Annotated in this window: 23 protein-coding genes and 1 tRNA gene; 3 read left to right on the forward strand and 21 right to left on the reverse strand. The window is 49.1% G+C overall.

Going from position 1 to position 24,016, the window contains the following annotated elements; all coding sequences use genetic code 11:
- Positions 1 to 52: 52 nt before the first annotated feature.
- Complete coding sequence (locus R9X49_RS10980; RefSeq protein ID WP_319848382.1) at positions 53 to 2,506, reverse strand: DUF3772 domain-containing protein; 2,454 nt, start codon at positions 2,504 to 2,506, stop codon at positions 53 to 55.
- 397 nt (positions 2,507 to 2,903) lie between these two features.
- Here R9X49_RS10980 and R9X49_RS10985 point away from each other — a divergent pair.
- The 3 genes from R9X49_RS10985 (at position 2,904) to R9X49_RS10995 (ending at position 3,666) form a co-directional block, all read left to right on the forward strand.
- Positions 2,904 to 2,980: transfer RNA gene (locus R9X49_RS10985), tRNA-Arg, on the forward strand.
- Between the two features lie 167 nt (positions 2,981 to 3,147).
- Entirely contained in the window at positions 3,148 to 3,384 is a 237-nt protein-coding gene (locus R9X49_RS10990; protein WP_103862249.1) for a DinI-like family protein, read from the forward strand.
- A 60-nt stretch (positions 3,385 to 3,444) separates the two neighbouring features.
- Positions 3,445 to 3,666 (forward strand): hypothetical protein, encoded by a 222-nt coding sequence (locus R9X49_RS10995; protein WP_319848383.1) that lies wholly within the window; start codon positions 3,445 to 3,447, stop codon positions 3,664 to 3,666.
- Between the two features lie 15 nt (positions 3,667 to 3,681).
- Here the strand turns inward: R9X49_RS10995 and R9X49_RS11000 are convergent, their stop codons facing one another.
- From R9X49_RS11000 to R9X49_RS11095, 20 genes are all read right to left on the reverse strand, one after another.
- Entirely contained in the window at positions 3,682 to 5,859 is a 2,178-nt protein-coding gene (locus R9X49_RS11000; RefSeq protein WP_319848384.1) for a GDSL-type esterase/lipase family protein, read from the reverse strand.
- A 63-nt stretch (positions 5,860 to 5,922) separates the two neighbouring features.
- Positions 5,923 to 8,628 (reverse strand): host specificity factor TipJ family phage tail protein, encoded by a 2,706-nt coding sequence (locus R9X49_RS11005; RefSeq protein ID WP_319848385.1) that lies wholly within the window; start codon positions 8,626 to 8,628, stop codon positions 5,923 to 5,925.
- A gap of 80 nt (positions 8,629 to 8,708) precedes the next feature.
- Positions 8,709 to 9,089 (reverse strand): nitrite transporter, encoded by a 381-nt coding sequence (locus R9X49_RS11010; RefSeq protein WP_319848386.1) that lies wholly within the window; start codon positions 9,087 to 9,089, stop codon positions 8,709 to 8,711.
- 150 nt (positions 9,090 to 9,239) lie between these two features.
- Positions 9,240 to 9,722, reverse strand: a complete 483-nt coding sequence (locus tag R9X49_RS11015; protein ID WP_319848387.1) for a DUF1833 family protein — start codon at positions 9,720 to 9,722, stop codon at positions 9,240 to 9,242.
- Entirely contained in the window at positions 9,719 to 10,180 is a 462-nt protein-coding gene (locus R9X49_RS11020; RefSeq protein WP_319848388.1) for a hypothetical protein, read from the reverse strand. The genes R9X49_RS11015 and R9X49_RS11020 overlap by 4 nt, the downstream gene beginning before the upstream one ends.
- A 56-nt stretch (positions 10,181 to 10,236) precedes the next feature.
- Positions 10,237 to 10,632, reverse strand: a complete 396-nt coding sequence (locus tag R9X49_RS11025; RefSeq protein ID WP_319848389.1) for an outer membrane protein assembly factor BamE — start codon at positions 10,630 to 10,632, stop codon at positions 10,237 to 10,239.
- A 69-nt stretch (positions 10,633 to 10,701) separates the two neighbouring features.
- The gene (locus R9X49_RS11030) at positions 10,702 to 13,599 is read right to left on the reverse strand and encodes a phage tail length tape measure family protein (protein WP_319848390.1); all 2,898 of its coding nucleotides are present in this window, start codon (positions 13,597 to 13,599) and stop codon (positions 10,702 to 10,704) included.
- The gene (locus R9X49_RS11035; protein WP_319848391.1) at positions 13,580 to 13,888 is read right to left on the reverse strand and encodes a phage tail assembly protein T; all 309 of its coding nucleotides are present in this window, start codon (positions 13,886 to 13,888) and stop codon (positions 13,580 to 13,582) included. The genes R9X49_RS11030 and R9X49_RS11035 overlap by 20 nt, the downstream gene beginning before the upstream one ends.
- Before the next feature lie 20 nt (positions 13,889 to 13,908).
- Complete coding sequence (gene gpG / locus R9X49_RS11040) at positions 13,909 to 14,325, reverse strand: phage tail assembly chaperone G (RefSeq protein ID WP_319848392.1); 417 nt, start codon at positions 14,323 to 14,325, stop codon at positions 13,909 to 13,911.
- Between the two features lie 43 nt (positions 14,326 to 14,368).
- A complete protein-coding gene (locus tag R9X49_RS11045; protein WP_319848393.1) occupies positions 14,369 to 15,106 on the reverse strand; it encodes a phage tail tube protein in 738 nt (245 codons plus the stop codon).
- Positions 15,107 to 15,119: 13 nt separating this feature from the next.
- Complete coding sequence (gpU, locus tag R9X49_RS11050; RefSeq protein ID WP_319848394.1) at positions 15,120 to 15,527, reverse strand: phage tail terminator protein; 408 nt, start codon at positions 15,525 to 15,527, stop codon at positions 15,120 to 15,122.
- Positions 15,524 to 16,078 (reverse strand): phage tail protein, encoded by a 555-nt coding sequence (locus tag R9X49_RS11055; RefSeq protein WP_319848395.1) that lies wholly within the window; start codon positions 16,076 to 16,078, stop codon positions 15,524 to 15,526. Before R9X49_RS11055 ends, gpU begins: the two co-directional genes overlap by 4 nt.
- A gap of 11 nt (positions 16,079 to 16,089) precedes the next feature.
- Positions 16,090 to 16,362 (reverse strand): hypothetical protein, encoded by a 273-nt coding sequence (locus tag R9X49_RS11060; RefSeq protein ID WP_319848396.1) that lies wholly within the window; start codon positions 16,360 to 16,362, stop codon positions 16,090 to 16,092.
- Positions 16,355 to 16,681, reverse strand: a complete 327-nt coding sequence (locus R9X49_RS11065; protein ID WP_319848397.1) for a capsid cement protein — start codon at positions 16,679 to 16,681, stop codon at positions 16,355 to 16,357. Before R9X49_RS11065 ends, R9X49_RS11060 begins: the two co-directional genes overlap by 8 nt.
- 81 nt (positions 16,682 to 16,762) lie before the next feature.
- Entirely contained in the window at positions 16,763 to 18,721 is a 1,959-nt protein-coding gene (locus R9X49_RS11070) for a ClpP-like prohead protease/major capsid protein fusion protein (protein WP_319848640.1), read from the reverse strand.
- A 46-nt stretch (positions 18,722 to 18,767) separates the two neighbouring features.
- Entirely contained in the window at positions 18,768 to 20,258 is a 1,491-nt protein-coding gene (locus R9X49_RS11075) for a phage portal protein (RefSeq protein ID WP_319848398.1), read from the reverse strand.
- Entirely contained in the window at positions 20,255 to 20,470 is a 216-nt protein-coding gene (locus R9X49_RS11080) for a hypothetical protein (protein ID WP_104211993.1), read from the reverse strand. Before R9X49_RS11080 ends, R9X49_RS11075 begins: the two co-directional genes overlap by 4 nt.
- Positions 20,467 to 22,560, reverse strand: coding sequence for a phage terminase large subunit family protein (locus R9X49_RS11085; protein WP_319848399.1), 2,094 nt, complete (start codon positions 22,558 to 22,560; stop codon positions 20,467 to 20,469). Before R9X49_RS11085 ends, R9X49_RS11080 begins: the two co-directional genes overlap by 4 nt.
- Positions 22,560 to 23,060: a DUF1441 family protein gene (locus tag R9X49_RS11090; RefSeq protein ID WP_319848400.1), complete on the reverse strand. Its 501-nt coding sequence runs from the start codon at positions 23,058 to 23,060 to the stop codon at positions 22,560 to 22,562. The genes R9X49_RS11085 and R9X49_RS11090 overlap by 1 nt, the downstream gene beginning before the upstream one ends.
- A 645-nt stretch (positions 23,061 to 23,705) precedes the next feature.
- Entirely contained in the window at positions 23,706 to 23,960 is a 255-nt protein-coding gene (locus R9X49_RS11095) for a DNA polymerase III subunit theta (RefSeq protein ID WP_319848401.1), read from the reverse strand.
- Positions 23,961 to 24,016 lie beyond the last annotated feature (56 nt).

The following is a 24,016-nucleotide window of genomic DNA, read 5'->3' on the forward strand; positions in this document are numbered from 1 at the left end:
TCGATATTCATCCGTTACCCGTTCAATGCCGGATAACGGATGACTGAGCGAACTACTTGTCGTCACCCGAAATGCTGTCAGACAGCGCAAACCCCGAGTTCTCCAGCACCATCTTCTGCGGTACGGCCAGCGGAATATTAGATTCCCGCAGTCGCTTGATGATCGCAAACAACAGATCGCTTTTCGCTTCCGATACCATTCTCGGGCTGCTGACATAGCCCGTTACGCTCAGCACCATGCCCGTTGGGTTCAACTGGCTGAACTTCACTGACGGTGCTGGTGATTCCAGAATCGCATCGTGGTTGATATAGGCATCCAGTAGCAGTGCCCGGACTTCTTCAGGATCGATATCCAGCGGGAACGTCAGCGCCAGCGTGGCAACCCCAAACGGATTCCCCATCGTAATATTACGCACATTCTGTGAGATAAATTGAGAGTTCGGCACGATCACCGTCGAACGGTCACCCAGCTGAATTTCCGTCGCACGCACGTTAATCCGCCGGATATCCCCTTCAACCCCGCTGATGCTGACCGAATCCCCTACTTTCACCGGGCGCTCCGTCAACAAAATCAGGCCGGAGATAAAGTTCTTCACTATCTCCTGTAAACCAAAACCGATACCCACCGACAGCGCGCTGACAATCCATGCCAGCTTGTTCCATTCAATCCCCAATGTCGCCAACGTCAGCAGGATAATCAGGATGTAGCCGATGTTGCTGAACAGCGTCACCAGCGACGCACGGATTCCACGCTCTAACGTCGTTTTAGGAAGAAATTCATCTTCCAGCCAGCGTTTTGAGGAGCGTAAAACATAAACCCCCACGACCAGAAAGAGCACCGCATTGACCAGATGCGCAGGCACAATGCTCAGCGTTTCCAGCCCTTTTCCGCCCCAGATTTCAACGGCTTTTTGCACCAGTTCCAGCGGCGTAGTGGTGCCAAACGTGCCGTTAAGTAAGGCAACCGCCGCCATTAAGATTAAAAGCACTTTGCCGCTGGCCGACAGAATCAAGGTGGCCTGAGCCAGGTGGCGGTCGTCCAGATTGAGCGAATTTTTCATCCGCTTGCCGCTAGCATTGTTAGGGGAAAAGAGGCTTTCGCAGATATCGGTAATAAACGTTGAGAACAAATACAGGCACGAGAACACCATGCCAATCCACACCAGCTCGAACGCCAGAAAACGGGCCAGTGAGATATAACCGATGACCAGCGACACCAAAATCGAGAATGCCGTCGCCAATACCGCAAGATGAATAACGCCGGATAACGTCGAACGGGCTTCCGGCTGCTCCCCTGAATGCACCATCTGCCGACGAATCTGATCGCTTTTCAGCGCGATCGTCCCTGCGGTGAATGCGAGGAACAGCGCAGATAAGCCGTTCACCATAATGGTTGCTGCGACCGATGTGCCCACCGTCGCGGTCACCTGTTCAATAAAACCAAAGATCAGAATAATGCCTGCGGCAACCACAGGAAACGGCTTCATGGCTTTTGCGACGGGGTTAGCAATCGCAGGCAAACGCCAGGAAGGACGCTGATTCGAAAGGAACGCTCGCCCTAACCCAGCCACCATCGAGCAGAAAATGGCCTGTCTCACCAGCGCATCCAGGAACGACACGACGCGTTCAGAAGCCTCACCGTGGCGCGTAAACGTAAAATCGATCAAATTCACTGCAATACCGATCGTAACCACAGTTGAGATAACCGACGCCGTAGCTAAAAAACTCCGCCGCAGACGCCCTTCTGGCAGCCAGTTAATTCCCGCCCAGGCTAGGCATTTCTCCATATATCGGCGCCCTGCCGAACTCATGACCATAGCGATCAAAATCAGGAGTGCGGAACCATAACGCCAGTCTGGCTCCCAGGCTACCGTAAAGGCATCGCTTATCTGATCCTGAAAGGCACTCAGGCGACGGACATCTTCGGCCTGCGGAGTCACAACCGGTGCCCAGAAGCGCCCGCCCAGAATGCTGCCGGAATTCAATGCCAACTGCGTTTTCAGCGCATTACGGCGCAGAGTAACAATTTGCGCTGACAGGTTGGACGCGCCAGTGCGTAACGCCTGAATCTGCTCGATCTGCGCATCCATTTTTGCTTTTTGCGCATTCAAACTGTTTCGCTTACGCGTCACTTCACTGGTTTCATTAATACTGGAGCCGGACTCTGGCGCTGGCCCTAAAACATCCAGTTGAGCCTGAATTTGAGCGCGCTGCGGTACTACCGCATTAGCAAGTTCGTTGGCGCTATTCACCAGTTCCTGCGTGGTGTCATTCAACGCGCCAAACTTGCTGTCGTTATTGGTGCCTGAAACCTGCTGCTTGATGTTATCTAACTGTTTTTGCAGCTTGACCAACTCGGCATCAACATTAATTTTTACTGGCGCATCGGTCTGCGCAGGCTGTGGGTCAGGATCAGAATCCGCATTCGCCGCCGCTGCATATCCAACAGGCAGCATCAACATCGCCAGCAGACAAACGCGCAAGAATGCGGATGAAAGAATGTTCATAAATCAAAAGGTTCCAAAGTTCGACAAAATAGCGGATCCACAAATGACCGAGCGATAAACCCGGTACGTGAAAGCAGCCCACACTCATCCAAAACCCAACGAATGCGGGCATAGTGTACCAACAGCGTAGGATGCAGAATACGTCCGATCATAACTTGAAAAGAATTACTGAACGTATCCAGCAGATAAAACTGAAATTCTCACTGCTATATGTAGTTCATGTGGACGAGGCTCGCAATTGTGCAAAAAAGTCACACCAGGAAAAGCGACATTCGCCAAAGTTGTACAGGGATTCACCGTATAGCGTAAATCCAGCGCCAACCCGTTGACTCACTGGGACGTGTGGGTATAATCCAGCCCACTGTTGTGACAAGCAGCAGCCATTTCTTTGCGCAATGCGCCCTTAGCTCAGTTGGATAGAGCAACGGCCTTCTAAGCCGTAGGTCACAGGTTCGAATCCTGTAGGGCGTACCATTAAAATTAGTAACTTACCTAAAAAATACAAACCCAATCACCATTAACAGGTGTCTTAACGGGTGTTGTGCGTCACAATACTGCCGATGCGTTGAAAATAGCAATCATTGACCACTGTTTATTCATACAGTATAAATACCTCACCAACTTAACCGAGGTATCCCGTAATGTTTGTTGAACTGATCTACGATAAACGCAACGTATCCAGCATCCGCAATGCTCACTCACTAATTGAAGGCGAGCTAACAAAGCGAGTTCACAGAGTCTTTCCAGATGCCGCAGTGAAAGCAAAGGCGATGCAGGCGAACGGCATCAATACCGACGCGAGCAAATCTGATAAATCGATCATCGCTCGCGTTGTAGAAGAAATGTTCGATGAGTCCAATGATTGGTTGATCGACTAATTACACGGAAAAATTCACATGATAGGCTGATTGTTCTATCTCAATCGGTATAGTGAAATCATGGAAATTATTAATTATCACGGAACGACAATCTGCGTACTCGACGATAACGACATGCTGACTGATTGCCCGCTCGGTTCATATGCAGTGATCGAGGATTCTGGGTTTTATGTCGCTGTACACGTCGGCGAAACTGACGCGCCAGCGATTCATATAGACCCAGTGCCGACTCTAGAAGATGCTTTGGATATTATCGCCGGGCGCTTGTCGTTTTTTGCGTGATGTGTGCGTGATCGGCTATCTTCCGCCGATCACGGTAGCTCTAAATGAAGTCGGGTTAACTAGCGCACCAGCGGCGTTATAGAACTGGATGCGGAACGACCCCTCGGCTTTAAATATCACTCGATGATGAATGAGCGTTGCGTCTTCGGTGTACTCGACTTCGACGCGATAATTTTCAGGTACAAGATTACTGATTGTCACATCAAACACACCTGTCGCTTCTGACGTACACGCGTTCACAAATCCGGTCATTGTGCTGGCGACACCCCGCCTGAACAACATCCCTGAAACACCACCAAACACATCATTATTGCGGACGTTTGCCCAGCTATCAAAAATGACACCTTCGATTGCCGCAACACCTGCGTTCTGGCCTGCGGCGAACGTAAGCATGTGCCAGCCGCGCGTAGTAACGTGCATGTAGCAGCCATTTACACGCTGAACTGTATATTTTTCAGTTGTGCGATTACGCAGCCCCGACCCACTGATTGATCGACCGGAGACTATGTATTGACGGTCACGAAGAACAGGAATGATTTCAACGTCAGAAGGATAATCCGGCTGTGTAGCGCCATCGTCGATTATCAGATCCAATGAAAAAGGCTTACCATCGGGATTTATCGATGGAAATGCCACCACATTATCTTCATCAACATAAATTGCGAACGTCACACTGCCGCCAAGATCGTCATTAGGCAACATTACACCGATCGCCTCAGGATTGTCTGTGCCGCCGCCTAGTGGGGGCGATGAGCCGTTCGTGAACTCGCTGCGTATTATCGTGCGATTTGATGATATTGGATTCTGAAAAAATCCGGGTATAAACACATCACCGTGGCGTATCTTACGAGGATTTTTATAGTCTATGTGCATGAATACGCACGCAAAACGCTTGCCGATTATTTCAAGAAAATCGGCACGAAGATGAATTCCATCGTGACACGACTCGCTGATGCCAAATTGTTGAATCACATCCTTCATCGTGTCTACGAACATGCACCCGAACTCACTAGCGACAGCATTAGCTGCGGCATTGTATGTCTCAGATAGATAACATTCTGTCATATTCCCCATCGGGGACAGGTTCGCACCGCTAACCCATTGCGTCATGCCTAACACCACAACGCAGCGGCCGCGCAGCAGCTCGCGCGCCACGAATTTTCGCATCACTACTGCATAATTTTTGACGCCGTATAGCGAATCACCGTCGATATCTGCGGGGTTATTTCCGTTGTTCGTGGCGGATTTGATGTCATTAACGCCGAGCATGATTGTAGAAATATGCCCCGTCGTGCCGTCATTGATATTCCGCACGTAGTTTGTCAGCGCACGATCGCCTTGTGCCGCCATGTTTTGAGCTGACCATGCCGACTGCGTGCGAGTAGACATAGTCTGCGCGATCTGCACTGGATAGTTCAACGGGTACTGCCCGCCGTCTGGACGCTGCCCCCATGTGATACTGTCGCCGTATGCCACCAGTTCAATCGATTTGTTGGTCCGTAATCGGGACAGATATTTAGAGTAATTCCGCGACTCAAGCCCGCGTAACTTATCGTAATCGTCAAACTCAAGCATGCCACCGCTGGCGACTAGTTTATGCAGTTCGTCGTCAGTTGCGATCGCAGACGCTGGCTGGCCAGGGATGATGTTACGTGTAGCGTTAAATTTGAATAGATAGCCGATATCAGTGATAAATACCTGCTGTCCATCTAAAAAACCATTAAATTGTTTAGCAGCAGATAACGTTATTCGCGCAATCTGTGTACCGCCCACAAATTGAAATCCATCTGGTTGAGAGAGAGCCGAGCGTAATGTTAAATCAGTTACGTTTGCCCATGCGCCACTTCCGATCCCACCGGTACTATCTGGCGATGACCCCGCTGGAACAATTTTAGGAAATACTCCATGCCACGCGTAATAATTATTATCACTATGCTGGAGAGCCTGCGTTGAATCACTCAGTGTCGCTCCGGTTTCAAATGAAACATCCGGCATTGGCACCCAGCCCATTTTAGACATAGCACGAATAAACATCTGCTGCATGCCGAACCACGTTTTACGTTGAACTCCGAGGCGATCAGGTAACAACTCATGTTGAGTGTCGTTAAAAAACACATCAAGATTCTCGGCGTTATCGTATAGATCTTTTGCTGCGGCTGAACCAAGTGGATTGCCTGTGTTATAGGTGGTCATCTAAATACTCCAAGCATAAAAAAACCCGCGGAAGCGGGTTTGAAAGAGGTTTATTGGTCGGATTTAATTTTCTGACGTATTATCCGTGTCACCTGGATACTGGGCGTCGTCATGCTGATAAATTAACGAGCTATACAGCTTGGCTGTTACTCCGCACGTCCCGTCTGAATCTGGCTCAATAGAATCAATAATCGCATCGTATCCAACGCGTGATGATGAACAAAAAATCAGGCGCGGAGGTTCAATACACGGGTCGTCCATGATCCATTCTGACGGTGCTAACGCGTCACTGTTAGACACAGTTAGTGTGTAATCATCAATGCGGGTTGGTGTCAGCAATGCAGATGCAGAGCCGTCTTGATGCCTGATTAACACACGCGGATTTTCAAAATCCCAATCCAGTGATTCACTTACAGCCAACGTGATCACGTTATCGTCATAGTGCATTTCGGTGATGAGACAACTGATAGTGTTACTGCCAGGAATGTCATCAGTCATGATGACTCGGTCCTTGTACTCGTAGCACAGTGCATCCAGTTCTGTCGTCGTTGTATGGGTTAGCCGTTGGTGCAGGTATGCCATCAAACGGCGCATACCGATGCGGTACGCGCGGTCTTTATCCAGAACACCATCCAGTTTGTAATCCTCAACCTTGCGAGGTGTGGGGTTATTCTCCGTACGGCACTGAACGGTTTCCTCTGCCCAAGTTGTGCCGTCGATATACGTCACATCAACGCCGTCATAGTCGTCAACTGACGGCGCAGAAAAAGCGGTTTGCATTGGCTCTGTCATTTCCTGGGGGGTGATCACCCCAGTCCATGGCTTAATTCCCTCACGCCCGGCAGAAGCCAAACCATTAGACAGGAGAAAATAGCCCATCCCAGCGTTTGTGATGGCTTGGAGAATATCTAGCGCTGATTTATTGCTCTCATTGGCTTCAAAATCAAACGTCTCGCCACGCGGCGTCCAGTAATTACTCTCAAGTGCATCAATAGCCTCGGTATCTGCAGAAATACCGAGGCTATCCATGACGTGATACAGAGCACCACTGATACTACGATTAACGTACCCATCGTATTCGCGCGTAGCCACAACGTTTACGCGTCGATCGGACTGCGCTGCAATACGGTTTCCGGTGCGTACTGTCAGTGCAATGGTTGTGACATCCGCATAGCCGCTCGGTCTTTTACTAAGGCGAGAGCGCAACGCTTGCCAGTAAACCAAGTCACGAGTAGAGCCGCCTGCCGTTGCCGTTGCTCTTCGGCAACGAACTTCAATCTGTCCCGCTACGGGAAAATCGAAAACTTCGGTAAAACCTACTGCATCTTCTGATGCATCTGCATAATATATCGATTTTTCAGTCCACTCATCATCGCCGACTACACGATACTGAATAGCAACTGTAACGCCGGCTCCACCTTTGTTACCCTTGTTATCGTAAGAACACAGCCCACTCGTAAACGCAAAATTAATCTCAAATCGATTAGTCGTTTCACTATCTGGACATGCCATGTATGGCCCCAACCAGTTGTATTCGTCATTCAGTCCTGTCACTGACGCATCCAACATTGTTCGCTCGATAAAACCAGACCACGACGGGTCAACCTCTGTTGCTTTTGTTGTAGTCTCCTCTCCAGTATCTGGATCGGTTACTGTCGTCGTTACATCGATGACACGGACAACACTGATCGTCACACCATCGATTTCTGTGATGCGATAACGGAAATCAGATGTGCCTACTGTCAGCCGTTGAACGCCTGTTGGTATGCCATTAAACGCGACACCCGTTTCACTACCGTAAGCCAGAGTGATTTTTGCAGGTGACGCGACACTTAAATTATCATCAGGATCGACCTCTTCCGCAGGGGAAAAGCTGGCAATAAATAGGGAAAAATCCTTGTCGTTATAGTCGAGAATGACAGGCATACCGACATAAGGGGCCAATTCATCCAGAGGGCCACTGATTACGTTATATCCACTTACGGTGCTGACATTAAAATCGTCAGGGGCACGGACATAAATAATCGTCCCCTCTTCCCACGATTCTGGAATTACAGGATTGGATTCAGTCGTTTCGCCAGTTAATGAGATTGACGAACCAGATACAGTGACCGCGTCTGCATTAACTGATGTGGTTTCTGGCCCACTTGAGCCAAGATCGAGGCCAGCAGTGCCAGCGTTAGTCCCCCCGACTTCTGGCGCGTTGTACCAGTTCTCTGAACGCTCATCAGCGGATACATCAGCACCGGGTGGATAGATGGTGTACTGAACATCATCGCCGAATGACGATACCGGTGTAGCGCCGATTCTTATCCCAGAGCGTAGAATTGAATGCTCTCCAGCTCCGATACACAGGAGCATGTGCGTAACGTATTTTTTCTTTTCAACAAAGCGGCTTACCGGCTGAACCACGTAATCTGGCCAGACTTTGTAGCGACCGAAAATTTCGCGGATCGGATCGCCCAACTTTGCTGAGTTGGCTTTTGCCGGGTTTAATTCAAGCTGATCACCATTTCCACTTTGCGCATAGCCGCTCGTATTCATGCTATTCATCATGAACAGCGCATAGGCAACAGACACTGCAGCAACGGCAACCGCGATCCACCCGACAATACCGAGTTCAATACCATAAGGCACTGGGTACATGCGCACATCGTTATCTTGCTTGATAACACATAACGGCCAGTGATCTGGGGGGACAGGTATGCCATCCACCTCAACCGCAATCGGATGCGTCATCTCAAACTGCCACCCTGTTACGTTTTTCATGAACCAATCATGCAGTGTCAGTGTGCCATGATTATGCGTCTCCAGTGGTTCTCCTGGTAATCTTGATGGATAAATGCGGATCACTGGTAATACTCCACTTTGACAAAACGACGAGCAAAACGACTTAACGGCGTAATCGTTACGTTGTTTTTGGGATTGCACTCTATGGCGTGGAGAATGCCATAGAGTTCAATCACGACAGCAACATGAGTAACCATACTGCCGCTATAGCATGCGATACCTGCACCATTAACCGGCGCACAAACCGTAAGTTGATGCATTAACGCTTTAGCTTCTCGATCGAGGCCATTATCGTCTTTAGTCACACCATGAAACTCCGGCCAAGGAGCTAAACCGAGATCGCGACGTACCTCATTCACGATGCCAAAGCAGTCAAGTTTTGGGAAAACGCGTCCTCCCTTCTGCCATTCGACAGAACGGTATTTATCAATGTTGATCATGAAGGGCCCTACTGAGAGTAGTTTTTACCACGTTAATATTATTGGCTTCACTGTCGACATTTTTCAGCGCGATAACTATTGAAGCCAGATCGCCGATTTGCAGCAACACAAAAAGCCCATACAGGGCATAATTCAGCATAAGAAACTCAATTAAGATAAGTAGCGTAAGCCGGGAAAATTTGGCAGCGTGTAACGATAACGCGGCCATGCGGTATCCAAAACATTCATGTAGCCAGCGGTGATTTGTACCTCAACAGCAGTCCAGTAGCCGCTTTTGATGGCCATAGTGAATGGATTCACTGCAGGTGCAGAAAGGTCTGTCGATATATAACGCCTATATGTCACAGTAGCGCCATTAAGGTTTTCAAGTGCCGATAGAATTGAGTTGGAAACTATTCCATCAATGTTGCTGATAGCGAATTTCAAATCCTGCGTTCCGTCTGCATTACGAGCAGGGAGCGCTATATCGATCGCACTTGCAAGAAACGTGGCTGTTTCTCCATCTTCTAATGTTACTGTTATGTCATCCCACCCTTTTGTAAGGTAATAAATATAGCCCCCAACGTTTATTTGCAAGGTATCGATAATCACCTCGCTGCCACTGGAAGCGTACAGGCGATTTAGAATCGTCATTGTGGCCACTCCCGGTTCAATGCTAAATCGATAATGTTGCTGTTAAATATATAATCGGGGAATTCAGCCCACCCCGCAGGCAAGAGCGGACGATCCCACAATTCCAAGGTGGCAGAGTATTGCCAAAATTTCCCACTGAGCAGCGTTGGCCCCTCATAAATTTCAACGAAACGGCACTTATATACTTCAACTCCGCGTGGCGTTCTAAGACGCATATAAAACCACGCCGCACCATCATTGATGGTTTCCCTAAACCAAGCCTCAAACAACTGTGCCTGTGCATCTTTTTTAAATGCCCACGTTACACCCGCTTGCGTCGGCGTCGATGTGTATTGCCGTCTCTGCCGAGCTCTTCCACTGGTCATTTGGGTGCGTAGTAACGGGCTGACTGGCTTCATACCAAAACCACTTTGCATAGGAACGGGCAAATAGTCATGTGGGTAATAAATGTCAGCCATATGTCCTCCAGATAATAAAAAACCTCACCGAAGTGAGGCTTTTTATTAATATCGTGTCATTGATTTTTTATGATAACTGTTTGAGGGTTCTCACGGACTTGTTGGTATATCTTTTGCGTATTTTCAGTTATATCATCAGCTAAAGTTTGTTGCCCCCACTTTGTTACTTTTCCACCAATAAATGTAACTACCAGTCTATCTGTAGCGACATTTTCATTATCGATTATTGTGTATCCGTAACGGGATTTATTCCAATAAATCCAACGTTCCCGTTCCTGATTAACATCGGTTCTGCGAGGTGTTCCTAAAATTTGCATTACATCATTTTTACTCATACCCAATGAAAGAAGCATTGATTTTTGGTTGTAATCAACAGTCTGAACAGTGGGTGCGCAGGCGGTAATAATTAACATCGAAACGACAATTAATACGGCAGAAAGAAGTTTTTTCATATTAACATCCCAGTAAGTAGCAAGAGATAGCAAATTAACACTAGTTAGTTTGTGGATCTATATTCTTGGTCACCTCTTTCGTCTTCCTGTAGCCCAGCCACCTCCAAGCGCTTTAGATACCTGCCCTTGTCCTGATGCCAAGTGATTTGCCACTTTTTGATAGCCTCTCTCTGCACCACGCGCTACGGCATTCTCTAATAGAGCCATAGTTCTATCATCAGGATTACCATTCACATTAATGTTTTGGGTTAAACCACCCGCAATAATTGATGCTCTGGTATCCTCGCTGGATTTTTTTACCTGATCCAATGTCTGATCTAGTTTTGCCGACGTTTGAGAGGTAACGACACGTTCTCCTTTCTGCAACAACCATGTTCCAGTTGACGGAACGCTGTCGATACCAGAGTGGGCCATACCAGCCAAGGATACCGCTGCAATCGCAGCCACCAGAGGTTCTGTTACACCAGCCGCAGTAGCCATCGCAATAGGAGCTAGACCAGGGCCAACAATAGGGATCGCCGCGGTTGAAGCATACGCAGCTAACTGTGCCTGTAATGCCATAGCCTGAGCGTTAGCAGTTAAACCGCTGCTAGCCGCAGCCTGTCCCGCTTTACCTACCGCCAACTGTACTGCCTGATAAACCAGCCATTGCGCCCCCATCCTGATCAGCGTCTGAATGATGGCTTCTCCAATACCCGAGAATATGCTTTTTACACCCTCGCTAACAGTTTTTGTATTATCGAGAATATCCATGACACCGCCAGAAATCGCATCAACCGATCCATCAAGAATTGATGTGGTTGCCTCAGACGCCATGCGGCTATAGTTGGTTGCCTCTTCCGCATAATTTGCCAGTGATTTCTTGGCACCGGATATCCAATCTTCGCGCATGGCATCCTGCTCAGCATAATAATTACGCTGCGCTTCAAGTTCTGTTTTAAATCCCTGATCGTTTAGATTTCCGCCCTTATTTAACCAGCCCTGACGAAGTTGCGCCTCTTCCATTTGACGCTGTGCCTGTCTGTCGCTAAGGCCAGCTCCTGCTTTCATTGCACTGGTTTTTTCCGCCATCTGCGTAGCATATTTGGTAGCGGTATCCTGTAGTTTGTTTAAACGCTCCTGTGCTGTGATCTGGTCACCAAGAATGGCTTTCTGCTCTGCCAACGCAATGATTTGACCCTTGTTCGCTAACAAGGATTGCTCCTGCTTTGTCAACTTGCGGCTTTGCGAGGCCTCTTCAAGTACGGAAAACTTCGATTCGGCTTGCCAGAGTTCCTTTCGCTGCTGGCTTATGGTGTCATTGATGCCAGTATGCTGCTGCAATACGCGCAGTTGGGTTTGTAATGCAAGCAACTCGGCTTGGGCGTTTTCTTCCACCCGATCCCCTGCAGGGGTTTTAGCATCACGCTGTTTAGGATCTTTGTATTTCTCATTAACTGCCGAAATTAATTTATTGTATTTCTCTTGAGAGATATAGCCTGCGTCTAGCTGACGCTTGTAATTTTTCTCAAGATCGTTACGAATTTCCGCATGCGTTCGGGCCGATTTCAAAAACTCATCGGCTTTTTGGTTTGCATCTACTTGGTCTTTATTAAACTGGCGAGTTTTGGCATTAACTTCATTGACAAATCCCAGCAAACCAGATGCATTGGACTCTATATTTTGCCAATTTTCCGCCATCGTACGCGAAGGGTTAACGTCTACCTTCCCGCCATTCATTTGCTGGTTGATGCGGTCAAATACAGCAGAACCGGTGCCAAACTGGACCTCTGGAAGCTTTACCGTGGTTGCATTCTGTGCAACCTTGTCATACCAAAACTGGGTAGTTTTCAGCTTTTCAATCAGGCCATCCCAGAATCCTGATATTTCCTCCATTGTTCCTTTGGTTTTATCGCTGAATTGCTGCTGGCTATCCTTTAATGAATCAAGAATTAGTTTTGTAGCACCAGTTTTATCACCCAGTTCAATCATTTGCTTTACTTGCTCATAAAGAGCCAGATTTGCGAAATTATATTGCTGGTTGATATCAATAAATGACTTGAGCGGGTCTTGAGGAATTTTCCCTAGTTGCTTAACCAACTCTTCAACGCTCTGCCCGGTAGTCTTTGACATAGACAGTGCAGTTTCACTAACAAGTTTTATTTGCTCAACGGATAGCCCTAAACCATTGGACTGGGCAACAGCGGCAGCGGCGGCAGACTTGCTAACATCGATATTTTTGGCGATTTGGTCGGTAAGTCCCTTAAGCCCGTTCGCGGTTTGGCCGCTGATATTACCAGTTTTAGCGATCGACTGATTGAAGGTTTCAGTCTGCTGATGCGACTGGTAAACCTCATAACCGAGATAGCCTACAGCCCCAGCGAATGCCGCCACACCAAGATAGGCTGGATTGATTATGCTGGATAAAGCGTAGAACGTCCCCCGCAGCCCACCGAATGAATCCTTAATCTGACCACCCTGTTGGATCATTATCAAAAAAGGATTCTGACCACCCGCCAACTGAGTGACAATATCCGTCATCTGCGCCGGTAACATTTGCATGGCTGCACGATACTGGCCGACAGAAATACCGGCTTTCTGAGCCGCAATAGCTTGCTTAGATAATGCGGCTGGCATGTCATTTGCCGCAACCGCAGCAGATTTTAATAATTCCTCTCTGGTATTGTTGATGGTGTTACTGAACTTCACGAATTGATCACCATCAATCCGACGTTCAACAAAATGCGAGATAAGCTGGGTGTACTGTTCATCCAGACGATTAATGGCCTTGATATTTGGATCAATTTTCTCCAACAATGACTGGAGCGCAGCCTCTTGTTTTGCAGCCATATCAGCAGTAACTTTCGCCGCAGTGTTTGCGGAATTACCGAACGAACCCAGCTGGGTTTTAGAGCGTTCAACCTTCTCATCGAAGGAAGCTGCATCGGCATCCAGCGTTACAACTAAATCACCCACTGGTTGGCTCATAACGCATCCCCCCTATCAATCCTTCGCTAAGTAACATCAGTTCATCATCTGTGCGCTCAACCATCTCTCGCCGATCAGAAAACAAGCTAAAATCATCAATATTCAGGTCTGTTTTTCCTGAAATTAATGTCACAATAGTTGCGGTAAGGTTTGAAAACTCGGCATCAATCAGCGAGTCCATAAATGGTTTTTCGCCGAAAAAATCAATCCATTCCATAAACTCGGTAGCCGATATTTCTGCTAACATTCCACGCCAGTCAGGACGACGGAACTCACGGGCCAACCGCATGGAAAACTGACGTTCGGCGTTTAATACTTTTCCGCTGGTACAATCTCTTTCGAATTTTCTCCCTCAGTGGATTCATTGAGGCCAGGGGGAGACTCTTCATCTTGGGTTTTATTCAGTCCACTTAGCGACATGACCTTAGCCGCAGCAATATAGATATTATTCGGTGACCATGACGACAATACTTCGTCTTTCAATTGTTCAGCCGGTTTGGTTTTATCGTCATGCCAAAGTGAGCGAGAAATAAGCCAGGCATTCACATCAAGATTAAGGCGCAAGTATTTTGCCCCCTTTTCCGCATCGGGTAATACTTCAAAGGATTTACTCGCCTTTTGAATTTCTGTTAAATACTCAAGATATTCAATGCGCTGCAATCCTGAAAGCTCGCTTAAATTAACCTGATTACCGCCAATGTCAGTATTTTCTTTTTTCAAAAACATTATTCACACCTTAAAGCCCCACATTGTGGGGCTGCGTAAGTTATCATTCAGCAGTGACAATGACAGGCACAATGGCCGTCTTTTTACCGTCATTAGTCATAATCACAATATTCGTATTGCCTTCTGCCATCCCAGTAACAGTAACCACCGAGTTAGATACGGACGCCGTTGCTTTACTGGTATCAGTAACACCAACAGTAAACGTTGTGTCTGATGCATTAACTGGAGCAATGGTTATTGCAATATCAGCAGATTGGCCTACTGCCAGTTCAAGTGATGTAGGTAGTACCGAAATCCCGGTAACTGGCACCGTAGAATCACTGGATTCCTCAGCAAGCGACGGTTTACCGCTATTAGTGATTTTTACAGTGCGAGTGATCGTTTCTTTTACCGGAATGTTTTTCCCAAGAGACGATACCCAGCCATTGAAAACATCTACAGCACCGTTGGGATATTTGATTTTATAAGCCCGAACATCCCCCTCGTTGAACCAATCAACAAGGTCTTGTTGCCCAATTTCACCAGGTTTCCATGCAAGAGTAAAAGTGGCATCACCAGCAGTTTTCTGCCCCTGAGCTGTGCTGGCCCAATCAGCATTTTCATCATCCAGGTAAGTATCATCGAATGATTCTGCTGTCATTTCGCCAGGAACCAAATCTTTGATTTTTGCTAGCCTGGTCCACCCCGTATCACTTTGCGGGTTGGTGTAAGGATTACCTGTACCACCATAAATCCATAACGATGTACCAGCCCCTTTGACTGGTTCTGTTTTACTAGCCATGAGAATCCTCACATTACATTTGATAGGTAAGTAAATGCTTAAGATCAGCGGAGCCCCAGGTGATAGCCTCATCGTCGCGCTGGTAGTCATACCCTTGAGTACTGATGCTTTCTACAAGCGCCAGCAAAGTGGGAATGTTGTTAGTTACGGGCTTTATGCGTTGCTCTATCCACCCATCCAAGGCAGTATCTGGTTCAGATGACTTCAGAAACACTTCAACATGCAAAATTGCCTGCCAGGTTTCCTCATCCAGATACCCATCATCAACGCTTTCTGCATCGGTTATGTATACAGAGATGCAGGGGAGTGAATCGGCGCCTATAAACACAGGACGCCCATCAGAGAACGAGACATCAACATCGGTAATGCTGGCTCTCAACGCCGACAGCACCACGTTGCGTATAGCAGAATGTTTACTCATTTGCTCAACACCAATCGAAGCTGGTTTTTAAGTGCAGACGACAATTCCTTTGTCATATCAGACTGCATTAACGATGTGGTTTCCTCACGAAACGCCGTGGTTAATGGCTTCTCAAGAGGAATTTTCACCACTTCGATCGGATAACGCGATTTCGCGGTACGGCGCATGACGTGCCAGCGGCCGTTTTTCAGTTGCTGGATAAACGCACCAGGAAAAGAGAATTTACCGACACGCAGCACACTACCCGCGGCCAGCAAAGCGCTTTTCTTTCGCCGCAACTGGACGCGAGCAGCACCCAGTTTGATAGCAGGCAAATTCCCCCGGTTAACATTAATGGTGGCGATCGGGCGCTTGCTGGATGCTTTCTTTAGCCGCGATCGTCCTCTTACCAGTCTTGTAGGGACTTTGGTTTGCTGCGCGACCTTGCGCGAACTACGACTGATAGCACGCCCCGCAACACGGTTGACAGCCTGGGCGGTCGCTTTTGGAACAGCGTTCTTGCTGATAGTGTTTAGGTTGTTGATGACCTGTTCGAGGCCGGAAAGAGACATTTCGCCTCCTATTATTCAATAAATATCTGCGGTTTCCCGTTAAACATCTGGTGCCGAGTAACGATGTACTCCTGACCGGAAAAAATCACAGAATCATTACGCCTAGGTTGGTACTCAGTGAATACCACCAACGAGATGCCATCCCCAGACACTGGCCCCATTTCCGGCAGAAAGTGGCTCTCAACCGCAATATGATCAGCCCCATTGATCTGCACTGTTTTACCCATTTTGTTGACGGTGGCCGCATCCATGCGTTCCGCCAAGCGTTCAAAGGGGTTAGCCATTGAGTTTCACATCAACAAATGAGGCACCCGCGCCAGCCGCAGACCAGGCGATCCCTGCATACGTGGCATCCGTCGCGGTTAACTGCAAGGTACCATCTTCGTTCAGATACAGTTTCTTGCCGATGGCGACAACGTCAGCGGATAGCTTTGGACAGAAAAACACGCCTTCGGCCAGTCCGTCGCCAGTTGTACCCACAGCAATATCCACTAGCGCAACGGCTACGATATCGCCAACAGCGACCAATTCACCGCTGGCGATAGCAGCCGTTCCCGCCGTAATTGCGATGGTCTTCCCATCCTGCACAAAGTTTGTAGACATATCGATCTCCATCTCGGCCCTAACGGGCCGGATTTTAGGTATAAAAAAAGCCCTTTCGGGCATTCTGTTTTATGGTGCTGATTATTCGCCGGTAGATTTGACCATGCCGCGATAATCCAACGGGGACACCCCTGCTTCGATACGAACTTTGGTTGCAACACCATCCACCGTAAAACCTTCCTGTTGTTCGATGTAAGGAACGTCAACACCATCAAGATAGGCGACTTCGATCGTATCCGTCCCTTGCGCTGAGGTCAGATACCAGGCTTTGGCGCTATGGTCATCCAATCGAGCTTCAGCGATGACTTCTGCAAAATTCTGGATTGGGTTGATGATTCCGCTGTTAGCATCTGCCCCTTTAACGCTGGCTGACTTAATGGTCTGATTTGCCTGCGTTTCCAGTGATACTGGAACCAGCATAAACGCAGGTCGAATATTGAGGCTACGACCATCATCACCATCTTTCCCGGTTCCGTGTGCTTTTTGTTTACGCATCAGCTGGCGTGCGGCATCCAGACTGGTAATGCTGATAGCACCAGATGAAAGATTTTTATGATCATTATGGAATAGCGCCTTCCCGTCTGAAAGTTTGTGATTCCCGACCAGTACCTCATATACGAGATCACCTACCGTCGCTTTGGCTGCGCGACCCAGCTTCATTGGGACATCGGTCAGGAGGTTCAGGTCATCATTGATGATGGCCTGACGGCTGATTGTGAAAATTTCACCATACGTGGCGAGTGCAATAGGTTCACCGCGATCGCTGGTCGTTACGTACTTGTATTCCGCCCCTTCACGAACCTGTCGCAATGAAGGGAATCCGCCCAGTCCAACACGGTGGGCTGTTTTGAAGTCGGCCAATTGGCCGCGCTTCGTCCACTGGGTAAACGTTTCCTCCGATTCCTCCCAACCTTGCAGCAGCGCTTTAGCTGACACATCAAGCAAGATATTGCCAAAATCTGAGCTGGTATGCGTAAATGCCAATCCGACCATTTGCATAGGGTTGTATGCGGCGACGCCCACACCGCGTTCTGTCAGCGACATACGGGCATATTCACGCAACGTCATCCCGTTGTAGACATTACTATTATCGCGATTCTCATATCCGGCACGCGCCATCAGCGCCTGACGAATACCATCACCAACAAAGTTACCGTTCCCGGCGTAGATGTGTGGTGCGGTAGCTGCGTTGCTCGGTGTCGCATTAGTTCCCAGTTTCGCCAGCAGTTTATCTTTTGCAGCATCCACCGAGCACTCAACATCAGCGATACATTCTGCGGCCAACTCTGAATGACGACCACCGAACATGGCAAACAAATCCTGAATGCCATTAACGCGCGCTTTTTGTTCGGCAATAATCTGCGCACGAATCGCTGTTTGATCGGGTTCAGTTGTCGTAGGGGCTTGCGGGGTTGCCTGCGGCTGTGGAGTAGCAGTAGCTCGCGGCGGTTTAACCATATTACGGATGTTCTGTGGCATTTTTTCAAATTCCTCAATGCATTTTGAATTAATACAGGCCATCGCCTGCAATGGAGCTACTACCTGATCGGCAAAGCCAAGTTCGACACACTCACTGCCAGAGAGCCAGGTTTCATCTGCCAGCAGCGCCGCAATTTCTTCCGGCGTTTTCCCCGTTTTCTCCGCGTAGGCTGGAATAAGGTTGTTTTCCACCTTATCCAGCAGATCGGCATAATCACGCATTTCATCGGCATTGCCCCCGGCAACGCCCCAGGGCTTGTGGATCATCATCATCGTGTTTTCCGGCATGATGACCGGATTTCCCACCATCGCGATGTAAGAGGCCATAGACGCTGCAATTCCATCAACATGGACAGTAATTGCCGCACCACAATGTTTGAGCGCGTTAAAAATGGCGATACCATCAAACACATCACCGCCTGGTGAGTTGATGTGCAGATTAATGAGGGATAATTCGCCCAGCGCCTCCAGATCGGAAATAAACGACTTTGCTGTTACGCCCCAGTACCCGATTTCGTCATAGATATAAATATCAGCTACACCATCACTCTGCGCCTGCATACGAAACCATGAGGTGGCTTGATTAATCGGCGTTCGCTGTGCGCTGTTACGCACCTTTTGCCATGCTTTTTGCCGTGACATTACTGTCTCCTTTATCGTTCGCCGGGTCAGTGTCAAATACCAGCCCCTGCTTACTGTTCTCATCGATTTCCGCCTTGCGGCGGCGTTTGACATCATCAGGGTTAGAGCCCCGCGCCCTTACCCATTCGCTTTCTGTTGCAGCACCACCACGGATCAGGATTTTCCATGCATTAGCTTCTTTAACCGGATCAATCCATGGCATTACAGGGCCGGAGTAGACGGCGTTAAACAGGGTTTCCTGATTGAGGTCGCGAGGGATTTTGAGTCGGCCAGCAGCAATAGCCATACGAAGAAATGCACGGTACATAGGCCGGGTAAACGCGGCGATCACCGTGTCTTGTAAAATCAAGTATCCTTCTGTTGACTCGACCAGCTCTTGGCGTTGGGCGCTGTAGGTGCCGTCATAATTGCGGGCGATACTTGAGAAACTACCGCGTGAACCTGCAGCCACCGCTCGCAGTTGCCCGTTTCTGAAAGACTCCATATTGGCGTTAGGTCGGTCAGATTTGATCATCCCGACCTCTTCACCCGGTTGGAGCCCATCAAACAGCATGCCAGGAACAATATTCAGTTCCTCTGGACCACGCTTTTTAGCGTCAGCATCTGCAAATGACGCCCCGTCACCTTTTTTGATGTACATCCCTAACGACGCGGCGATACGTGCAGCAGTCAGCTCAGCATCTTCGTAATCTTTGAGCCCACTCAAACGAATAAGGATGCCGGAAAATAACGAGTTGCCACGCACCTGATGCAAACGACGGGTAAATTTCAGATGTAGCATTGCGTCGGCGGATACTTCTTTGAGATCGCCTTGAAGAAGGCCTCTCACTGGTAATTGTTTATACACCATGTACTTGGTTGGTCGCCCCCAGTCATTGAGGTATACCCCTTGCAGTAATCTTTGTGACTGTTCAGTGCGATCCAGAGGAACAAAATCAGGCTCCAGCGCCTCCAGCCAGAACGGAACGCCAGCCACAGGTGTTAATCCTGTGGCTGAGCCCTGTACCAACTGCGCAAACACCTCGCCATCACGTAACCAGGTGCGTACCATCAACCGCTCAAGAACCGGGCGCGTGTACTGCCCTGTTACATCAGGAGATATCGACCATTCCCCCCATAGGGCACGAATTTGCGAGGCAAAGTCTTCTGCAATTTTTCCATCCTTCATTAATGGCTGGGGTTCAACGATAAACCCCTTAGCCCCGACAATACGCTCCTCCAATTTGTCCAGAATGCCGATCACCAAATCATGATTGTTATCAAGCCACCGGGCTTGCTCACGCAGGGACCGACCACCGAATTGTGTTAACTGATTTGCGTTGCGATTCTCACGCTTTGCCTTGTGGGTACGTGTTGGCATCGCCGCTTCATAGGCGCTGATCATGTAGCGACTACGCAGACGAGATGCCTTCCACGCCGGAGATATGGCTCCAATAAAGTTATCCAGCAGCTTCATTGAAACCTCGCCACTTTATATGCGGGACTACCCGTCTGACCCCGTTGAAAAGCCGCTAACCGACGCTCCCATTTCTCCCGACCTGCGATAATCAGGTTCAGGTTTTCCATAGTCATCTGCTGGCCGTTAAACGTAATGCTTTTCCCCTCCAGCACCGCTTTTTCAGCATCCATGTAGAGTTGGATCATGTTTTGAATTTCTGCTTGGTTCACACCCAGCCTCCTGATGAATTAATCGGAGCCCAAGCCGAGACCACTACCTCGTGGGCTGATGATGATGTTGTTGTGTCTGGTATTGTCGGTTGTAATGCGGGTCTGTGCTGTGGTGGCGAGTCATCATCTGTAGGCATTACCCACTGTGGAGGGTTATCCCAGTTGATTTTGTCGTACCCGCGCAGGATAACCAGCGCATGGGCATAGACCATCAGGTCAAATGCCTCGTTTGCCCCGCGTCCCGGTTTACGCCATTTGCCGTCTGGTTCGCGCTCTTCGTAGGTCAGTTCGTCGTAGAACCACTCACCGAGCCAGTCAGGAAAATGAATGTAATTGGCTCCCGGCGTCTCACGCTGTAGTGCGTTGTCGATCCGGTCCTTTAGTGGGTCAGTCTGGAGCAGGTACAACGGCACATCCCCACGCGCTTCCGCACGCCGGTCTTGTCGGTCAATATTGTTCGGGAATGTTTTACTGATAAGTTTGCTGCGTTTGGTACTGTCACCTTTGAACAGGTAGACACGTTTATGCAGGCCATCCCGGCGACATTGCCGCCAGAATTCATACGCATTGCCGGTTACGCCGTCTTCCCCGCCTGAGTCCACCGCCATTGCCAGTATCGGCATACTGATGTCCGGGTTATTTGCCAGGGGATAGGCTTTATCCAGAACGTCAGTGCGCAACAAATCCCAATCTTCGAGATATCCTGCCGGGTCGATAGGCAAACTCTCGCCATCGTTACCGGGGCGAAGCGATTGGCGAATGTTGTAGCGATCCACAACCCAGCGTTCGCCATGTGCGCCATAGCCTATGACCTGTACAACGAAACGGCGCTTTTTCCCGCCCTGAACATCCACTGTGGCAACCAGAAAACGAACGCCATCAGGCACCGTGCGTTTGGCTACCTTCTCGGCACGATCTTTCAATGTTTCAGATTTGCGCTGCTCCTGCCCTGACTGCGGCATGTAGGGAATTCCCCAGTCGGTATTGATAACCGTTTTTAGGGTTTCTTCACTCTGCGTTACCTCGTATTCCTGCTGGGCGGTCAGCAGTTTATAAACGAGTTGGGATAATGTTTGGTAGGCTGCGGCTGGCCCTTCCATCCAGAAAGAGGCAATACGGGAACGCCGTCCCTCCCCTGTAACGTTTCCGTCACGGTCTACCTGCTCTCCCTCGCGTAGCCATATACCGCGCAAATTGAGTTCACGTTTTTTGTCTGCCGTGATTTTCCCGGTACAGTGAGGGCATTCGATATAGGCCGCTTCACTGGCTTTAACAGGGTCACTGATGTTCTGAAATCCGGTGACAACATCTTTTACTGGTTGGAAGTGTTCACCACAATGCGGACACGGCCAGTACAAACGACGACGATCGCCACGGTTGTACAGAGACATGATCCCCGTTGCTGGGGGCGCTTCATGTGTGGATTTGCGACGGTACTTTTTGTCGCGAATATCCCGACCAGGCGAACTTTCCACCAGCGTCATGCCAGATGACATAAAAGTCTGGGTACGTTTTGACGCCAGCGTAAACGCATCCCCTTCGCCGTCGATATCTTCGGGGTAGCGATCGTAATCCGTCAGCGCAACACATTTGAAATCGGACGACGACATGATATTGACCGACGGCCACCCGATTTTCAGGTAGTTCCCCGCCAGAAATATGCGGTCGTAAACGTTATTGTCGTTACGCCGTGGGCTAAGACGCTTTGCCAGCTCAGGGCTAAGTTTGTACATCCGCGCCAGACGCTTTTTCGAGTGTTCCCGCGCTTTCTCTTCCGTCATCTGCACAATGAGCATGTCAGACGGATCGCACATAAGGTTGTATGCCGACCAACCGTCAATCAGTGCAATAGTTTTGCCGGTTCGGGCTGGACCAACAAACACCACTGCATCATATTCACGCGATGCCAGGCAGTTCATTGGCTCAATAAGATAAGGTGCTACCGTGGGGTCCCAGGGGATAGAGTTACCCGCCCCCATTGGCACACGCATAAATTTTGTGACGGCCTCAGACACAGGCATGCGCCGGGGCGCTCTTACCATGTCTGCAACGTTCTTCCGTACCGCTGATGCTGTTGCCTGAGCGACCATCAATCCTCCTCGGTGGCATCCTCCTCTGTATTGTCCGGCGTATCGGCCTCTATGATTTTCAACGCAATGCTGTCGCGCAGATCATCAATGATGTTCTGAACACGCATTACTGCTGCGGGTTGCAGTGCACAATCTCGCTCAAGAATGTCCGGCAGCGTCTCCAGCACCTGAATCACGGCTTTCGCCATTGAGGAAAACTCGCGCACCACATCGTCGGCAGGAATTAGCTCATCCACCTCTTGCTGAAATTTGAGCCGCTCGCGCTCTGACTGAAACCACGCTTTACGATCGGGCGGTGTCATCTGATCAACATCGAGGGTTTCGCCGGTTTTCATCAACTCACACAGGAGCGCAGGCAAGGCGTAAAGTTTGAGGCGGGAATTACTACCCGGAGCAGGTTCGACATTCTTCAACCTGCCTGAAATCGTCTGCCTGTGCAGACCAGTGATGCCTGCAAGCTGGTTGATATTGAACCGGATTGACTCGATCTCTTTATCCATAATGATGATGAACAAAAAATAAACGATTCGACATGTTAGCTAACCCCACCATTTTAAAAATCAGTAACCTATGCAGATGATGATGAAGTCGATCAAATACGAAAAACTAGCCGTTTTCCGCGAGTCCGCCGCCCCGTGGTAAGGCCCCTTCAGGGAGGACCCATAAATGATAATGGTTATCATTCAACTAAAAATCAGACTTTGATACGTCACTTAGCCGTCTAAACGTCCATTTCACATCCATTGCCGACATAGACCGCGTGCACAGGGCTCTCTGACGCATGATCCATTCATCAATCGAGGTAGAATTCATCGTTCAACATTCTACGACGGGCGCTGGTTGCATTGTGCGGGCATGCGCTTGATGTATGGCCCTGCCCACGTTTTAGGGCAGTTAGCCGCTGTGTGAAGGCGTGAGCCGCAATATGTGCAGCGTTGATAGCTCATTGCTCATACCTCGCCGTAACGATTGTGGAAACAAAAAGCCCCGGCAAATGCCAGGGCTAAAGGTGGTAATCGGGATGGGAGTCGAACCCATGAACGATCCTGGTATTGGCCGTCTGCACCACCAGTCGCTATAGCAGCGTCACGCTTTGACCATACCGGAGGCCGGAGTCTCGCGCACCCGATTAAATATGTTATGTGTTACTTCTTACCGTTGGCCTCGGCCATCTGCTGATACACAGCGTCAGTGCCACGCGGTAACGTCCTGCTCACGTTTCTGTAGTGCGCCACACGCTCACGGAAATATTCGCGCAGATGTTCCGGCTGTTCGGATTCAACCTGAGCAGGAACAACGGGCAGATTCATGCGCTCTTTGTACGCTACGCCCGATGCTGCTAAATCGACGTTAATTTTGTCCCGCTCGTCACGCGGTAAATCACCTAAATTATGTGACATACCCCCTCCAGTTTTCAGAGAGTATACAGCAGCATTATCACAGGAACTCAGTGAAT

The sequence above is a fragment of the Pectobacterium carotovorum genome, assembly GCF_033898505.1.
GTDB lineage: Bacteria > Pseudomonadota > Gammaproteobacteria > Enterobacterales > Enterobacteriaceae > Pectobacterium > Pectobacterium carotovorum_J.

Bases quoted from the DNA above. Each gene is read 5' to 3' on its own strand.
- R9X49_RS10995 (WP_319848383.1), top strand. From the start codon at position 3,445: ATGGAAATTATTAATTATCACGGAACGACAATCTGCGTACTCGACGAT.
- R9X49_RS10990 (WP_103862249.1), top strand. From the start codon at position 3,148: ATGTTTGTTGAACTGATCTACGATAAACGCAACGTATCCAGCATCCGC.
- R9X49_RS11005 (WP_319848385.1), bottom strand. From the start codon at position 8,628: ATGAAAAACGTAACAGGGTGGCAGTTTGAGATGACGCATCCGATTGCG.
- R9X49_RS11010 (WP_319848386.1), bottom strand. From the start codon at position 9,089: ATGATCAACATTGATAAATACCGTTCTGTCGAATGGCAGAAGGGAGGA.
- R9X49_RS11000 (WP_319848384.1), bottom strand. From the start codon at position 5,859: ATGACCACCTATAACACAGGCAATCCACTTGGTTCAGCCGCAGCAAAA.
- R9X49_RS11020 (WP_319848388.1), bottom strand. From the start codon at position 10,180: ATGGCTGACATTTATTACCCACATGACTATTTGCCCGTTCCTATGCAA.
- R9X49_RS11035 (WP_319848391.1), bottom strand. From the start codon at position 13,888: ATGCGGTTGGCCCGTGAGTTCCGTCGTCCTGACTGGCGTGGAATGTTA.
- R9X49_RS11060 (WP_319848396.1), bottom strand. From the start codon at position 16,362: ATGGCTAACCCCTTTGAACGCTTGGCGGAACGCATGGATGCGGCCACC.
- R9X49_RS11055 (WP_319848395.1), bottom strand. From the start codon at position 16,078: ATGTCTCTTTCCGGCCTCGAACAGGTCATCAACAACCTAAACACTATC.
- R9X49_RS11070 (WP_319848640.1), bottom strand. From the start codon at position 18,721: ATGCAGGCGCAGAGTGATGGTGTAGCTGATATTTATATCTATGACGAA.
- R9X49_RS11085 (WP_319848399.1), bottom strand. From the start codon at position 22,560: ATGGTCGCTCAGGCAACAGCATCAGCGGTACGGAAGAACGTTGCAGAC.
- R9X49_RS10980 (WP_319848382.1), bottom strand. From the start codon at position 2,506: ATGAACATTCTTTCATCCGCATTCTTGCGCGTTTGTCTGCTGGCGATG.
- gpU (WP_319848394.1), bottom strand. From the start codon at position 15,527: ATGAGTAAACATTCTGCTATACGCAACGTGGTGCTGTCGGCGTTGAGA.
- R9X49_RS11015 (WP_319848387.1), bottom strand. From the start codon at position 9,722: ATGACGATTCTAAATCGCCTGTACGCTTCCAGTGGCAGCGAGGTGATT.
- R9X49_RS11030 (WP_319848390.1), bottom strand. From the start codon at position 13,599: ATGAGCCAACCAGTGGGTGATTTAGTTGTAACGCTGGATGCCGATGCA.
- R9X49_RS11095 (WP_319848401.1), bottom strand. From the start codon at position 23,960: ATGTCACATAATTTAGGTGATTTACCGCGTGACGAGCGGGACAAAATT.
- R9X49_RS11075 (WP_319848398.1), bottom strand. From the start codon at position 20,258: ATGAAGCTGCTGGATAACTTTATTGGAGCCATATCTCCGGCGTGGAAG.
- R9X49_RS11065 (WP_319848397.1), bottom strand. From the start codon at position 16,681: ATGTCTACAAACTTTGTGCAGGATGGGAAGACCATCGCAATTACGGCG.
- R9X49_RS11045 (WP_319848393.1), bottom strand. From the start codon at position 15,106: ATGGCTAGTAAAACAGAACCAGTCAAAGGGGCTGGTACATCGTTATGG.
- gpG (WP_319848392.1), bottom strand. From the start codon at position 14,325: ATGTTTTTGAAAAAAGAAAATACTGACATTGGCGGTAATCAGGTTAAT.
- R9X49_RS11025 (WP_319848389.1), bottom strand. From the start codon at position 10,632: ATGAAAAAACTTCTTTCTGCCGTATTAATTGTCGTTTCGATGTTAATT.
- R9X49_RS11090 (WP_319848400.1), bottom strand. From the start codon at position 23,060: ATGGATAAAGAGATCGAGTCAATCCGGTTCAATATCAACCAGCTTGCA.